14 protein-coding genes and 2 pseudogenes are annotated in these 12,917 nt (G+C 70.8%); 9 read left to right on the forward strand and 7 right to left on the reverse strand.

Annotated elements, in window-relative coordinates; translation table 11 throughout:
- Positions 1-10: 10 nt before the first annotated feature.
- Positions 11-349: a hypothetical protein gene (locus tag K7I03_RS03080; RefSeq protein ID WP_224346839.1), complete on the reverse strand. Its 339-nt coding sequence runs from the start codon at positions 347-349 to the stop codon at positions 11-13.
- Between the two features lie 192 nt (positions 350-541).
- Here K7I03_RS03080 and K7I03_RS03085 point away from each other — a divergent pair, with 192 nt between their 5' ends.
- The 6 genes from K7I03_RS03085 to K7I03_RS03110 all read left to right on the forward strand — a co-directional run bounded on the left by K7I03_RS03085 (position 542) and on the right by K7I03_RS03110 (position 3,835).
- Positions 542-805: a hypothetical protein gene (locus K7I03_RS03085; protein ID WP_185942782.1), complete on the forward strand. Its 264-nt coding sequence runs from the start codon at positions 542-544 to the stop codon at positions 803-805.
- Positions 783-1,295 carry a DUF6879 family protein gene (locus tag K7I03_RS03090; RefSeq protein WP_185942781.1) on the forward strand — a complete coding sequence of 171 codons (513 nt, stop codon included), beginning with the start codon at positions 783-785 and terminating at the stop codon, positions 1,293-1,295. The genes K7I03_RS03085 and K7I03_RS03090 overlap by 23 nt, the downstream gene beginning before the upstream one ends.
- Positions 1,296-1,321: 26 nt before the next feature.
- Positions 1,322-2,167 (forward strand): helix-turn-helix domain-containing protein, encoded by an 846-nt coding sequence (locus K7I03_RS03095; RefSeq protein ID WP_185942780.1) that lies wholly within the window; start codon positions 1,322-1,324, stop codon positions 2,165-2,167.
- A 93-nt stretch (positions 2,168-2,260) separates the two neighbouring features.
- A complete protein-coding gene (locus K7I03_RS03100) occupies positions 2,261-2,647 on the forward strand; it encodes a hypothetical protein (protein WP_224346840.1) in 387 nt (128 codons plus the stop codon).
- The gene (locus K7I03_RS03105) at positions 2,644-3,192 is read left to right on the forward strand and encodes an NUDIX hydrolase (protein ID WP_185942779.1); all 549 of its coding nucleotides are present in this window, start codon (positions 2,644-2,646) and stop codon (positions 3,190-3,192) included. The genes K7I03_RS03100 and K7I03_RS03105 overlap by 4 nt, the downstream gene beginning before the upstream one ends.
- Positions 3,193-3,496: 304 nt before the next feature.
- A complete protein-coding gene (locus K7I03_RS03110; protein WP_224346841.1) occupies positions 3,497-3,835 on the forward strand; it encodes a diaminopimelate epimerase in 339 nt (112 codons plus the stop codon).
- Positions 3,836-4,342: 507 nt separating this feature from the next.
- Here K7I03_RS03110 and K7I03_RS34005 read toward each other — a convergent pair.
- Positions 4,343-4,624, reverse strand: a pseudogene (locus K7I03_RS34005) (DUF4180 domain-containing protein); the annotation flags it as partial.
- 54 nt (positions 4,625-4,678) lie between these two features.
- Complete coding sequence (locus tag K7I03_RS03120; protein WP_185942778.1) at positions 4,679-6,199, reverse strand: carboxylesterase/lipase family protein; 1,521 nt, start codon at positions 6,197-6,199, stop codon at positions 4,679-4,681.
- Positions 6,200-6,302: 103 nt separating this feature from the next.
- Between K7I03_RS03120 and K7I03_RS03125 the strand changes: the two genes are divergently transcribed.
- From K7I03_RS03125 to K7I03_RS03135, 3 genes and pseudogenes are all read left to right on the forward strand, one after another.
- On the forward strand, positions 6,303-6,908 hold the full coding sequence (locus K7I03_RS03125; protein WP_185942777.1) for a TetR/AcrR family transcriptional regulator: 606 nt from the start codon (positions 6,303-6,305) through the stop codon (positions 6,906-6,908).
- A 181-nt stretch (positions 6,909-7,089) separates the two neighbouring features.
- On the forward strand, positions 7,090-8,301 hold the full coding sequence (locus tag K7I03_RS03130) for a serine hydrolase domain-containing protein (RefSeq protein WP_185942776.1): 1,212 nt from the start codon (positions 7,090-7,092) through the stop codon (positions 8,299-8,301).
- An 83-nt stretch (positions 8,302-8,384) separates the two neighbouring features.
- Positions 8,385-8,988 (forward strand): annotated as a pseudogene (locus K7I03_RS03135) (helix-turn-helix domain-containing protein).
- A gap of 36 nt (positions 8,989-9,024) precedes the next feature.
- On the opposite strand, the gene K7I03_RS03140 reads toward K7I03_RS03135, so the two are convergent.
- From K7I03_RS03140 to K7I03_RS03155, 4 genes are read right to left on the reverse strand one after another with little or no spacing between them, the layout of a single operon-like run.
- Positions 9,025-9,771 carry a (2Fe-2S)-binding protein gene (locus K7I03_RS03140; RefSeq protein WP_185942774.1) on the reverse strand — a complete coding sequence of 249 codons (747 nt, stop codon included), beginning with the start codon at positions 9,769-9,771 and terminating at the stop codon, positions 9,025-9,027.
- Between the two features lie 53 nt (positions 9,772-9,824).
- Positions 9,825-10,316 (reverse strand): DUF4430 domain-containing protein, encoded by a 492-nt coding sequence (locus tag K7I03_RS03145; RefSeq protein ID WP_185942773.1) that lies wholly within the window; start codon positions 10,314-10,316, stop codon positions 9,825-9,827.
- A gap of 43 nt (positions 10,317-10,359) precedes the next feature.
- Positions 10,360-11,865, reverse strand: a complete 1,506-nt coding sequence (locus K7I03_RS03150) for a prenyltransferase/squalene oxidase repeat-containing protein (RefSeq protein ID WP_185942772.1) — start codon at positions 11,863-11,865, stop codon at positions 10,360-10,362.
- Positions 11,866-11,885: 20 nt separating this feature from the next.
- Positions 11,886-12,689 carry an ECF transporter S component gene (locus K7I03_RS03155; protein ID WP_185942922.1) on the reverse strand — a complete coding sequence of 268 codons (804 nt, stop codon included), beginning with the start codon at positions 12,687-12,689 and terminating at the stop codon, positions 11,886-11,888.
- Positions 12,690-12,917 lie beyond the last annotated feature (228 nt).

The raw sequence follows: 12,917 nt of genomic DNA on the forward strand, positions 1-12,917 counted from the left end.
TGCGGTGTCGTCAGAGGAAGGCTTGGGCGGCGAAGTGCAGGTCCAGCACTTCGAGGAGCTGGGCGTGACCGTCTTCGCGGTAGGGCCCTTCCGATAGGCGGCGTACGGCTCGGCGGAGCCCGTCCGGGTCCACCACTTGTTCTTCGAAGAGGGGTGAGCCGTCGTGGAGCATGCGGGCGAAGAGGGGGCGGGCGTGGGTGGTGAGGGTGTGCTGGACGACTTCGGCGAAGGACTCTCGCGTGCGGGATTCGGTGACGTCCGGGCTCAGGCCGAGGGCGGCGAGCCGGCGGCGCTGGAGCTGTTTGAGTTCGCGCCAGTGCATCGGCAGCCACTCGCCGAGCTGGACCATGCCGGGGTCGGCGAACGGGTGTACAGGCCGCCGGCTGGTCGGACAGCTCTAACGACGGGGGCAACGTGCCGCCCCCGGTCTAAGCGATGTCGTCAAGATTTTCGGGCAAGTTTCGGCAAGTTCCTCGCTCCACGAGACAGTTGCGGGCAAGCTCGGGCACACAGATCGTCACTGGCGTCCGAGGAGGACATCATGGCCCTGATTATGCTCGGTAAGGACCCGGAGAGCCCCAGCGGCGGTTCACCCACCATCTACTACGACGACGTGAAGGACACCTACCTCGTCCAAGGGTGGAAGGTGGAAGACGCCGAGCGTCTCGGGAAGATGGACATCCCCGACCACGAGTCGGCGGTGGAGATCCCCCGTCGCGTGGTCAAGTTCTTCCTGGAGATGGGGCTGCACACCAAGGACGCCGAAGTGGAAGTGACGACGGATGGCTCAGACCCCAACGTTTGAGGAACTGTTCCGCGACTGCCGGCGAACGGCCGTCCACCTGGAGATGCGCGACGCGTACATGAAGTCGGATCCAGCCTTCATCGACTGGAAGGCCGGCGTGCCCCTCAACCCTGCCGAGCGCTGGGCCGACTGGCACACCACCGTAACGCGCGCCGTCTCGCGGGGCGTCGAGGTCCGACGCGCCCGCGTCGTCTCGACGCCCGTCAGCGAGTACATCCGCTTCGAGTACGACGTGACGGACGGGCTGAACATCGCAGCCGGGGAGAGCGTGCGCTGGCTCTCTCGGCGCAGCGCGACCGACCTGACCCTCCCAGGTAACGACTTCTGGGTGTTCGACTCCCACCTCGTCCTCGTCAACCACTTCGACGGCGAGGGCGAGAACATGGACATGGAACTCACAGAAGACCCGGAGGTGGCGAAGCTCTGCGGCGCGGCTTTCGAGGCCGTGTGGGAGCGGGGAACGCCCCATTCTCAGTTCGAGTTGGCCTGACCGGTCGGGCTGTACCGTCACCTGCCATGACCTCCCCCTCTTCAAGCGTCCAGGAAGCCCGTAAGGCGTTCGGGCGACGCTTGGCCGAGATCCGGATGGGAGCCGATCTCACCAAGCGAGAACTGGCTCGCCGGCTTGGCTGGCACGAGTCGAAGGCATCGCGCTTCGAGAGCGGCACCCGTGCGCCCTCGGAGCGCGACCTTCGTGCTTGGTGTACCGCGTGCGACGCGGATGATGACGTAGAGGACCTCATCACCACGGCCCGCGGCATTGAGGGCATGTACGTCGAGTGGCGCAAGATGGAGCGTCACGGCCTGAAATGGGCACAGGAGTCAGTAGTTCCGCTCTGGGAGCGTACTGAGCGGTTCCGTATCTACTCGCCATGGCTCATCCCAGGGCCCGTACAGACGGCCTCATACATCACGGCGCTGCTCACCTCCATTCGCGACCGCCGCGGGCTCGTCGACGACGTGCCGGCGGCCGTCGCCGTGCGGATGGAGAAACAGAAGATCGTTTACGGGAACCACAAGTTCGCCATCCTCCTCGAAGAGAGCGTGCTGCGATACCGCATCGGTGGCACAGACGTGATGGCAGGCCAACTCGGCTACCTTCTGAGCGCCATGGCACTGCCATCGGTGAGCATCGGCATCATCCCCCAGGATGCGGACCGCACAAGTCTCTGGCCGGTCGAAGGGTTCTTTCTCTACGACGACGCGACGGTGAACGTCGAGCTTGTCTCAGCCCATCTCACCGTTGTGCAGCAACACGAGCTTGCCATGTATGCCAAGACCTTCAGCGACCTGGCTGAACTTGCCGTCTACGGTGGCGCCGCGCGTGAACTCATCACCGCCGCCATCGAATCTCTAGGGTGAACGCCTGGCAAGTTCGGGCACGTTCATGGAGCGACACCCTGCCCCCTCCTAGCTTCTTTGGCACGGCTCAAAACTTGCCCGGAGGGGGCAGTGATGACTTTGGCAAGTACCGGCAAGGCGTTGGGGATGGTCGAGGACGCTGCCGACGGCAGCCTTCCCATCGACATCGAGGGCATCTCCTCGCGCACTGAGTCCGCCCTCGCCTTGCGGATGGACACCACGACCCGCGAGGCCATGGACAGCGTGACGCCGGCCATCGTCGGTCACCTGAACCTGCTGCTCTGCGAAGAGCTCGGGGCCGACAACGACCAAGAGGTGCGAGAGCTGGTTCGCAAGGGCTACACCCTGATCGACTACAAAAACCGGCCGAGCCACAGCACCCCCACCTTCGGCGCGTTCCTCTACCTGCGGGATGTGGCCCTCCTGGCCCGGCGACTCCTGTGGATCTACACGGAACGCAACGGGCTGGGTGCGCCGTGAGCGTTCGGGAAGACCAGATCGTCCGGGAGCTCAACCGCTACATCCACCTGTACCCGGAAGACCAGAAGACCTTGGCACCGGTGTACGACGCGGCCCTCGACCACTCGCGCCGTCGAGGCTGCACCCACAACCAGCGCTGCCCCCTCGTCATGGCGGCGGCCGCCGTCGCCGACAAACAGGACCGTCTCCTCTGCCTGCGACACGCTGGGGGCTTCGCCTTGGCAGAGGCCGAGCCGGGGGCGCGGGATAACTCCCTCGTAGAGGCGGGCCTTCGCCTTCTGACCGAGGAAGTCAGCCTCCGGGACGTCTGGACGCAGCCGGCGGACGACGGCCCCTTCCTGATCGACGTGACCCCGCCGAGAAGGCACACGTACGGACAGCGCCTTCGCGTGGGCTTCCGCTACCTCTTCCGGGCCCACTCCGGCGCGGTCCTTCCCCCGGCGATCGAAATGGGCGCGGCGGCTTGGGTGCCCCTCGCCTCGATCGACATAGCGCCGCTCCACCACCGCCTGGAGAGGCTCCTGCTGGACGTCTGGAGCGGCTGAATGTACGAGCGCCGAAGCAAGGAGCAGCCTTCCGAACCCCCGCCGCCGGTGGGAACCGTGAAGACCACCCGGCTGCCGATCGACGTCCGTATAGGGGATTTCGTGCTCCTCAGCGGCAGCTACCAGCGCGTCCGGGACATGAGGGCCGCGGGCACCTCCGCCTACCGCATTCTCCTCTTCGCCGGACACGCTCCCCTGGCCATGCGCACTCCGCGAACCTTGTGCCGGCCCATCACCTGGCACTGAGTGCCGCCCGTCCGGGTTGTCACCACCCGGCTCAACTCATCACGCGAGGAGCTTTGCCATGCGCTTTCGCAAGATCCACGGAGCGGGCAACGACTTCATCCTCTTCACGAACCCCCGCCTGAACGCCCAGACGGACTGGTCGAAGGAAGCGGCACGCCTCTGCGCCAGGCGGACCGGCGTGGGGGCGGATGGCCTGGTCGTCAGCCGCTTCGTCAGCGGCTCCCGCACGGTGCTTGAAATCGAGTGCTTCAACGCGGACGGCTCGATCGCGACGATGTGCGGCAACGCGCTGCGCTGCGCAGCGGTCAGCTCTGGCAGATCGCCCAAGCGCTCACAGGGCAGCCCATCACCGGCTTCTGAGGAAGTACTTCTCCTGGGCCGGCGTCTTCTCGCCTAAGGCGTCACCTCATTTGAGACATTGGCCCGTTCGGGTGAGCAGCGGTTGCCCGTGACCGCCTTAGGCAAGCTTCGAGGTTGTGCGCCTCGGGCTGGTCTTTCACCCATCCCGCCGCCTAGGTGCATTCCTCAACGGCGGCAACGCCTCGGGGTCATCGGTCACCCACTCCGCGACCCTCTCGTATCGTCCTCCCTTTCCTCTTACATACAACACCAGCGCCAAGGGTCTGCCTGTGCCTTCGGCGCAGCAGATGAGGCGGAACGCGAAAGGCGAGCCGAACTCGTTCCTCGGCGACTCATACCGGTGTTTCGCGGCTGCCGAGTAGCACCGGGTGATCTAGCCGACCTCTTCCAGGTTGTGGGCCGCACCCTGCATAGCGAACGGTCCGGTTCCCGGGAAGGGGGGCCGAGTCGGCGCTGTCCGCCACGGATCAGCTGGCTGATCTTTTCGTTGCAGTTCCAGATGGGCGTTCGTGCCCAATGTCTGAGTGGTCACACCTCCATCATTGTCGCGCAGCGCGGAACTCTCCGCCGTGTACCGGGAGATGTCGCCGACGACGGCGAGGCCGAGCCGGTAGTTCGCGAACTTCTGCACGACGTCGCCCGCGAAGCGCGTGCGGAGCCGGAAGAACGCCTCGTCGAGCCGCTCGGCGGGGAGGGCGACCCACCGGGCGCCGTGGTAGCCGGCGTCGCCTATGAGGTCCAGGACGTCGGCCTCGCCGCGGATCGCCGCGCCGTCGGCGGCGCACATCCATACCGGTACGCCGTGGATCGTCCGCAGGGTGGCCATCGGTCCCCCAGGGGTGGGGTGTTGTCGGCTACGTGATCGGTTCGGCCCAGCCTGTCACAGGCGGCGGCGAGCGGCTTCCGGGGGACGTCCGGGCTGCTCGCCGAGGTCGAAGGGGGTGGGCCGGTGCCGTTCCCAGACGCGGGCCGACGCCTCCTCGGGGTAGGGAGCGGTGCGGGAACCGGCGTCCAGGACGCGGGTCGTCCACGCGTCGGGGCGGGCGGGCGGCCAGCCGGGGTCGCCGGAGGTGACGAAGCCGGTCCAGGCGCTGAGGAGTTCGCGCGACACCGCGCGGGCGGCGGCGGTGGGGTGCTCGCCGAGGAGCCCGACGCCGTTGGGGCTGTCCAGGGTGCCGAACGCCAGGGGGACGTCGAGGCTGTGGCAGGCGCCGAAGGCCGGTACCTCAAGGGCGAGTTCGAAGAGGAACGAGGCGCCGCCCGCCGTCCCGTTCGCCCGGGCCAGCCAGAGGGACGGCATCCGGAAGAGGGCGTCCGAGTAGACCGTCTCCAGCACCTCCTCCGGGGTGGCATCGGGGAAGGCGGCGCGGTAGGCGTCGGCCCCGCCCGGCCGTGGGGCGAACACGTCCAGGGCGGTACGCGCCTCCTCGTCCGTGAAAGTGCCGGCCCGGCCGCTCATGACGCTGAAGAGCCGGAACTCGTCGCGGGTGTGGCCGACGAGCAGCTCGGTGCCGGGCGCGCGCCCTCCGGCGAGCGCGGCCCACGGCGACTCGGGGAGCACGTCACCGTCGACGACGGGGCCCAGGGCGACCCCGGTGCGGGCGAGCCGTCCCCACTCTCCGTACGGCCCGGGGAGCTCGGCGCCGAGGGCGGTGACCTCCTCCGCCAGGCGCCATGGGTCGACGGCGGCCAGGGACGCGGCGGTGGGCGCCGCGCCGAGCCGGTGCGCGAGCGTCCGCGCGACGCGCTCGCCCAGCGCGCGGGTGCAGTGGATGCCGGGCACCGAGTGGGCGATGGCCCGCCGGAACAGGCCGCGCGCCCGTTCCATCGTCAGCAGGGCGGCGATCGAGCCGGCGCCCGCGGACTGGCCGGCGACGGTGACCAGCCCGGGGTCCCCGCCGAAGGCGGCGGCGTTCCGCCGGACCCAGCGCAGTGCGGCGATCTGGTCGAGGAACCCGCGGTTGGCCGGCACGCCGTCCAGCAGCGCGAAACCCTCCGCGCCCACGCGGTAGTTGAGGCTCACCACCACGATCCCCGCCGCGACGAGGGCGGCCGGGTCGTACATGGGGTCGCTCGCGTCCGCCGTCATATAGCCGCCGCCGGGGATCCACACCAGCACCGGCAGCCCCGCCGCGCCGGGGTCGGGGGTGCTGACGTTGAGCGTCAGCCAGTCCGTCCCGCCGTCGCTCCGCGTCCGGACCGGGCCGGACTGCGGGGCCGTGGGGCCGAACTCCACGGCCTGCCGCACCCCTTCCCATCCGCGCGCCGGGACGGGCGCGGCGAACCGGAGCTCCCCCACCGGCGGTTCGGCGTAGGGAATGCCCCGGAACTCCGCGCTCCCCTGCCGCCACCGCCCCTCCACCAGGCCCTCCGCCGTACGCACCTTCGGCCGGTCCGTCATGGCGCCTCCCCTTCGATCGCTCGCCTCTCGGTGCTTTCGAGTTTTATCGGCCAGCTGTATTATGTCAACTGTAAGAAAACGCGAGCCAGGGAGACAGCCGACGATGCCGAAGCAGGTGGACCACCGCGAACGCCGCGAGACGATCGCCCGCGCCCTGTGGCGGGTGGTGGAGCGGCAGGGCGTCGCCCAGGCGACCCTGCGCGAGGTCGCACGGGAGGCGGGACTCTCCCACGGGTCGCTCCAGCACTACTTCGCCTCGCGGGAGGCGATGCTCTCGTTCGCCATGGACTTCGCGTCCGAGCAGACCGCGCTGCGCGTCGGCCGCCGCCTGGCGGAACTGGGCGAGCACCCGCACCCCCGCGACGTCCTCCGGGTGATGCTCACCGAGACCCTCCCCCTGCACCCCGACGCCCGCGCGAACAGCCGGATGAGCGCCGCCTACGTCCTGGAGGCGCTGCACGACGAGGACGTCCACGCGCGGGCGCGCGGCGGCCTCCTCCAGGGGCGGGAGATGGTGGAACGCCTGGTGCGCCAGGCCATCGACGACGGCCACATCGCCCCCGACCGCGATCCGGCGGTCGAGACCGACCTGCTCCTCGCCCTCACCGGGTTCACCACCCTCCTCGAACTGGGCGTGGTCACACCGGAGGCGGCGCTCATCGCCGTCGACCGGCACTTGGACGGGCTGTTCGGGAGCGGGTCCTCCTAGGGACCTGCTGGGGTCCCCGCAGGAGCCCCTAGGGGACGGCGTCCTCCCCGAGCATGATCAACAAGGCGGAGGCAGGCGCCAGGCTTGGTGATCGCGCACCGACGCGCATCCCCGCGGTGGCCGCCGACTCGGTATCGGTAGTGGCCACCGCCCACGACCCCCCGAAAGGCCCGGCGCCTCCATGACCGCCCAGCACCGCCGCCGCACCGGCACCGTCACCACCCTCCTCGCCACCGCCCTGCTCACCTCCGCGACGCCCGCGCTCGCCGCCCCGGCCGGGACGGGCGGGACGGCCGGGACGGGCGGGCACGGCGCCGCCGACCGGGCCGATCTGCGGCAGGCGCTGCGGGCGGTGGTGGCCGACGGCATCCCCGGAGCGGTCGCCGAAGTCCGCGACGAACACGGCGTCTGGCGGGGCACGGCCGGGGTGGAGGACCTGCGTACCGGGCGGCTGCCGTCCGCCGGCGACCGGTTCCGCGCCGGCAGCGTCACCAAGAGCCTGGTCGCCACGGTGGTGCTGCAACTGGTGGCCGAGAAGCGCGTCGGCCTGGACGACCCGGTGGACCGCAGCCTGCCGGGCGTCATCCCGGCCGGCCGCCACGGCAAGCAGATCACCGTACGTCAGCTCCTGCACCACACCAGCGGCCTGCCCAACTACACCGACGCCCTGGTCAAGAGCATCGGGGGTGACCTCAACCAACTGCGGACCCGCCACTGGACCCCGCGCGAGCTGATCGCCCTGGCCCTCACCGAGACGTCCCCCTTCGAGCCCGGCGAGAAGGGCAAGTGGGAGTACTCCAACACCAACTACGTGGTGCTGGGGCTGCTGGTGGAACGCCTCACCGGCCACTCGCTCGGCCACGAGATCGACCGGCGCGTCGTCCGGCCGCTGCACCTGAAGAACACCGCCGTCCCGTCCGACGCACGCCTGACCGGCCGCCACCTGCACGGTTACGAGCGGTTCCCCCGCCCCACCGCGCCGTACACCGACATCACCGAGTACGGCCCGGACGTCTTCCGCGGCCCGGGCAACGTCGTCTCCGACGCCCACGACCTCAACACCTTCTACCGCGCCCTCGGCGCCGGCCGGCTGCTCCCCGCCCGGCTGAACAAAGAGATGCGCACGCTGACGCCGGACGGCGGGGACCGCAAGGGCCGGTTCTACGGGCTGGGCCTGGAGGGCAACACCACCATCTGCGCGGACGGCGCGCTCATGCTGGGCCACACGGGCAGCGTGCCGGGGTACGCCACCTTCAGCTTCGGCACGGCGGACGGCCGGCGGCAGGTGACGCTCGTCCTCAACAGCGACCCCGACATCACCAAGAACGACAAGGCGGGTGCCGACGCCTACCGCTTCCTCGGCGCGGCGCTCTGCGGGAAGAACGGGAAGTAGCGCCGTCGGACCCGCCCTCCAGGAGATCCCCGTCACGGCAATCCCCGTTGCCATTTCCGGGACGACCGGGTAGCAATGAGGGCGTGGACCACTCACCAGCCATCAGCCGCGCCCTGTCCGAGGTCGGCCCGCGCCTCAAGCGCCTGCGCACCGAGCGCGGGGTGACGCTGGCGGCGCTGTCCGAGGCCACCGGCATCTCCAAGAGCACCCTGTCGCGCCTGGAGTCGGGCCAGCGCCGGCCCAGCCTGGAACTGCTGCTGCCCATCGCACAGGCGCACCAGGTACCGCTGGACGAGCTGGTCGGCGCCCCCGAGGTCGGCGACCCCCGCGTCCGGATGACGCCCCGGCGCGCGAACGGGCAGGTCGTCGTCCCCCCTCACCCGGCAGCCGGGCCCCCTCCAGACCTTCAAGTCCGTCCTGCCCGCGAGCAGGAAGACCCCGGAGCTCTGCACCCACGAGGGGTACGAATGGCTCTACGTCCTCTCGGGCCGGCTGCGCCTGGTACTGGCCGACCACGACCTGGTCCTCGGGCCGGGCGAGGCCGCCGAGTTCGACACCCGGCTGCCGCACTGGTTCGGGACCACCGGGGAGGGACCGGTCGAGATGCTCAGCATCTTCGGGCGGCAGGGCGAGCGGATGCACGTACGCGCCAGGCCGCGCGCCCGCGGCGGGGCGGCCGACGGCTGACGGGCGACGGCTGACGGCTGACGGGACGCGGTCGCGTCAGCCGCGGGCGGCCCGGGCGGCGGCCCGGGGCGGGTGGCGCAGAACGCAGTCGCCGCACATGCCGCCGGAGGGCACGCGGTAGTACAGGCAGCAGGTGGTACGGACGAACTCCGGCCCGGCGGCGGTGGCGCCCAGCCGCCCGGTGCCCGCGAGCAGCGGATGCTCCAGCAGCGCGCGGGCACAGGCGACGGCCCGCTCGGCCTCCTCGCCCCGCCCCCGCTCCGCACACCAGGTGTGCAGCACCCGCAGGGCACCGCCGAGCGCCGACCCCGCGTTGCCCCACAGCACCCGCGACGAGACGGGGACGGCGTCCCGGAACAGATCGTGCAGCGGCGCGAGGCGCCCCTCGACGACGGTGGCGGCGATCCCGGCCACCGGATCCGTACCGGACGGCAGGAACGGCACGCCCGGCAGCCACAGATCGTCGGGCGCCGTCAGCAGCGGGTGCCACCGGAGCCCGTCACCGGCGAGGTCCGGCACCCGCCCGACGAGCACGGCGGCACCGAGCGCCACCGACAGCAGCCGCCCGGCGACCCCCTGGAACGCCACCGACGCCGCCACCCGCCCCTCCCCCGTCCCCAACCGCCGCCCCACGGTCTCCACCCGCAGCCGCACGGCCTCCTCCCCCAGCGGCAGATAGCCGCCGGGGCCGGGGCCGGGGCCGAAGCCGGGGCCGCCGAGCTCGTCGCCATCCGTGCGGAGCGCGAAGAAGGGGCCTACGGCGGCGAGTTCGGCGAGGTGCATGGGGCGTACGGTCCTCAGGATGCGGGTCGGGGCGGGGTCGGGTCAGCGGCGGATCAGAGGGCGGTCCAGGTGAAGGCCACCTTGTCACCCTGCTTGAGCTTGTACTGACAGCCGCCGACGCTCGTCGAGGCGCCGTTGACGGCGATGTTCCAGTAGTACTCGTCGTTCCCGGTGTCCTTGGCTATGCGGTTGACGAAGTAATCGTCGAACGACGCGTACCAGGTGCCGTCCCAGGTGAAGCCCTTCTTCTTGGAGGCGTCGTCGAGGGCGGCGGTGGGCGTGGCGCCCGGGGTCGGGTTCGCCTTGTTGTTGGTGCCGTCGCACTTGTGGGTGCCGCCGGTGGCGGTGGTGACGTCATGGCCGGTGGTCTTGATGTCACCGCTGAAGAGGACGCCGCTGGAGCCCTTCACCGTGAGGTTGACGGTGATGGGCGCCGGGGCGGCGGCCTTGGACGTGGCGGCCGTCGCACTGGTGGCGGGCGCGGCGAGGGCCAGCCCGAGGGCGGCCGCGGCGACGAGGGCCTTGCGGGTGAGCGGAGCGATCACGGAACGGACCTTTCGTGAGGGGTGGGGGAGGACTGCGGGTGGCTCAGACCGCGTCGTCCCGGCGGCGCCGCCGCGACACGACGACGGCGGCCGACCCGGCGAGCAGCAGCGCGCCCGCGCCGATGGCCACGGGGTACGCCGTGTTCGCACCGGTGCGCGCGAGGCTGCCGCTGGCGTTGTCGGTTCCGGAGCCGGTGCCGGCGCTGGTGCCGCTGCTCGTGCCGGTACCGGACGACGTGCCGGTGTCGGACGAGGACCCGCCGGTACCACCGGAACCGCCTCCGGTCGTGGTGTCCGACGTGGACGTCGCGGTCGCCGTGGGCGTGGCCGTGGCGGTCGCGGTGCCGGTGGGGGCAGGGGTGGTGGTACCGGGGGACGGCGAGGCGGTGCCCGACTTCGTGGGCTTTCCGGAGGTCGTCGCGGTGGCGCTCGCGGTGTGGGACGGGGTGTCGCCGGGCACGCACCTGGCGGTGGTGGCCTCAGGGTCGTAACGTCGGCCGTTGATCTCGTCGAAGGGCTTGCCCGCAAGTGCCGGGATGGCCTGAGCGGTGGCTCGCTCGGTGTTGCCGTCGACGACACGCTTTTTCCAGCCGATCGCGCCGGCACCGTTCTCATCGCAGCCGATCTGGCGGCTGACCAGCCACTTGTTGCCCCTCGCCGCACGGTCGTAACGGTCTCCGGCCAGTAGTGCCTGAACCGCCAGGGCCGTGGTGTTGGTGTTCCCCGACTTGTCGTCCTGCTGCAACGTCAGGTCCTTGAAACTGCCGTCCGGCTCTTGTCTGGCCTCAAGCCACACGAGTCCGTCACGGGCATCCGCATCCCGGCCCGCCGCGAACAGGGCCTGAATCGCCATGCCCGTGCTGTCCACATGCGAGTTGCACGCTTTGCCTATGGGGTTGTCCTTCAGAGCGAGCGGGAACCCCGCACTGCCGCACCGGCTATCCTCGATGAACCTGGCACCGTTCTTGGCCGCGTCGTGCTCGCCGGCCCGCTGCAGGGCGAGTACGGCGAGGGACTGTCCGAACTGGTTGGAGTAGTCCTCCGCATACCCCTTGAAGCGCCCGTTGGTCTGCTGCGAGTTTTTCAGAAGCTGGATGAGGTTCCGTCCCCCGAAGTCCGTGGCTGATTCGCCCTCTATTTCCGCCACCAACGCGAGCTTGGCGACCGCCCCGGTATTCACCTTGCTCTTCTTGTCATCGGCGAACACATAAGAGTCAACCTGCCTTTTCAGCAGATCGGTCGCCTCGGCGGCGGTGGAGCCGGCCGTGCGCGTGGAGGCCAGACCCATCACGATGTCGGCGATCAGGCCATGATCCGGCTTGTCCGTCTTCTGCGGGTTGGCGGCATCCTTGAGCCTGATGTTCAGCTGCGCGGCCGCCCAGGCCGCCGCCGCCTTCGCGGGCGACTCGAACTTCATGGCCGCCGGCCGGTTCTCCGCCGGCGCCTCGCCGGCGAAGGCGAGCCCCGCCGTACCGGCGGACAGCAGCGCCGCTCCCACCAGCGCCAGCGGCAGGGCGGCGCCTCTGCCCGAACGTACGGACTGTGTCATGCGGTTCTCTCCTCGGGAATTCATCGGCGGGACGCCGGAGCAAAAGTGACCGGTGCGTCGAACGCCGCCCGGCGGGCGGCGCGGCGCAGCACGGTGAGGACGGCGGGACCCGTGAGCAGGATGGCGACGGTGTTGGTGACGGCTCGGCCGGTGTCCCAGCCGAAGGTGGACGTGACGAGCGTGAACGCCGCGAAGCGGTGCAGGTTGTCCAGGAGCGGGGCACCCGGCTGGAACGACAGCTGGGTGTCGGGCCCGGCCGTGAACGGCCAGAACCACATGTTCATCAGGAAGCCGAACCCGTAGGCGACGACGATCCCGTACCCGACGAGCATCGCGATCTCCGCCCGCCCGGTGACCCGCCTGGGCAGCAGCCCGGCACCGAGCCCGATCCACGCGGACGCGATCATCTGGAACGGCAGCCACGGCCCGACGCCCGCGGTGAGCAGCGCCGACGCGAAGAGCGACGTGGCGCCGAGGACGAAGCCGAAGCCGGGCCCGAAGACCCGTCCGGCGAGCACGAGCAGGAAGAACACCGTCTCGATGCCCGCCGTCCCCGCGCCCAGCGGGCGCAGCCCCGCGTTCACGGCCGACAGGACGCCGAGCATCGCGAGCGCCTTGGTGTCGATGCCCCCGGAGGCCATCTCCGCCAGGACGACGGCGAGCAGCACCGGCATCGCGACGACGAAGACCAGCGGCGCGTCGGCGGTGTGTGCCATGCCTCCGGTGCGCGGTTCGGCCGAGCCGAACAACGGCCAGAAGAACATGGCGAGTCCGGCGAGGCTCGCCAGCGTCAGGACGAGGCCGCTGCGGAACCGGATGCGGATGACGGGCGCACGGCGGGCGGGCCGGGCGGCGGCGCGCGTGCCGCCGGTCGCGTCCGGGCGGACGGCGGCGGCGTCCCGCCCGGCCTTCGCGGGCGCGGCAGGACGGATGGGTCCGTCGTCCGCACCGCCCTTTCGCGTCGGGCCGGTCGGCGCCGTTCCACCGGTGGCAGCGGACGGCTCGGCGGTCACCGGTGCGGGCCCGCCGCCCCGCACGTCCGCGCCCGCGAC

The sequence above is a fragment of the Streptomyces mobaraensis genome, from assembly GCF_020099395.1.
GTDB lineage: Bacteria > Actinomycetota > Actinomycetes > Streptomycetales > Streptomycetaceae > Streptomyces.

What these genes read in the sequence shown, in the direction of transcription:
- K7I03_RS03080 (WP_224346839.1), bottom strand. Translation starts at nt 349, where the DNA reads ATGGTCCAGCTCGGCGAGTGGCTGCCGATGCACTGGCGCGAACTCAAA.
- K7I03_RS03085 (WP_185942782.1), top strand. Translation starts at nt 542, where the DNA reads ATGGCCCTGATTATGCTCGGTAAGGACCCGGAGAGCCCCAGCGGCGGT.
- K7I03_RS03090 (WP_185942781.1), top strand. Translation starts at nt 783, where the DNA reads ATGGCTCAGACCCCAACGTTTGAGGAACTGTTCCGCGACTGCCGGCGA.
- K7I03_RS03095 (WP_185942780.1), top strand. Translation starts at nt 1,322, where the DNA reads ATGACCTCCCCCTCTTCAAGCGTCCAGGAAGCCCGTAAGGCGTTCGGG.
- K7I03_RS03100 (WP_224346840.1), top strand. Translation starts at nt 2,261, where the DNA reads ATGACTTTGGCAAGTACCGGCAAGGCGTTGGGGATGGTCGAGGACGCT.
- K7I03_RS03110 (WP_224346841.1), top strand. Translation starts at nt 3,497, where the DNA reads ATGCGCTTTCGCAAGATCCACGGAGCGGGCAACGACTTCATCCTCTTC.
- K7I03_RS03120 (WP_185942778.1), bottom strand. Translation starts at nt 6,199, where the DNA reads ATGACGGACCGGCCGAAGGTGCGTACGGCGGAGGGCCTGGTGGAGGGG.
- K7I03_RS03125 (WP_185942777.1), top strand. Translation starts at nt 6,303, where the DNA reads ATGCCGAAGCAGGTGGACCACCGCGAACGCCGCGAGACGATCGCCCGC.
- K7I03_RS03130 (WP_185942776.1), top strand. Translation starts at nt 7,090, where the DNA reads ATGACCGCCCAGCACCGCCGCCGCACCGGCACCGTCACCACCCTCCTC.
- K7I03_RS03140 (WP_185942774.1), bottom strand. Translation starts at nt 9,771, where the DNA reads ATGCACCTCGCCGAACTCGCCGCCGTAGGCCCCTTCTTCGCGCTCCGC.
- K7I03_RS03150 (WP_185942772.1), bottom strand. Translation starts at nt 11,865, where the DNA reads ATGACACAGTCCGTACGTTCGGGCAGAGGCGCCGCCCTGCCGCTGGCG.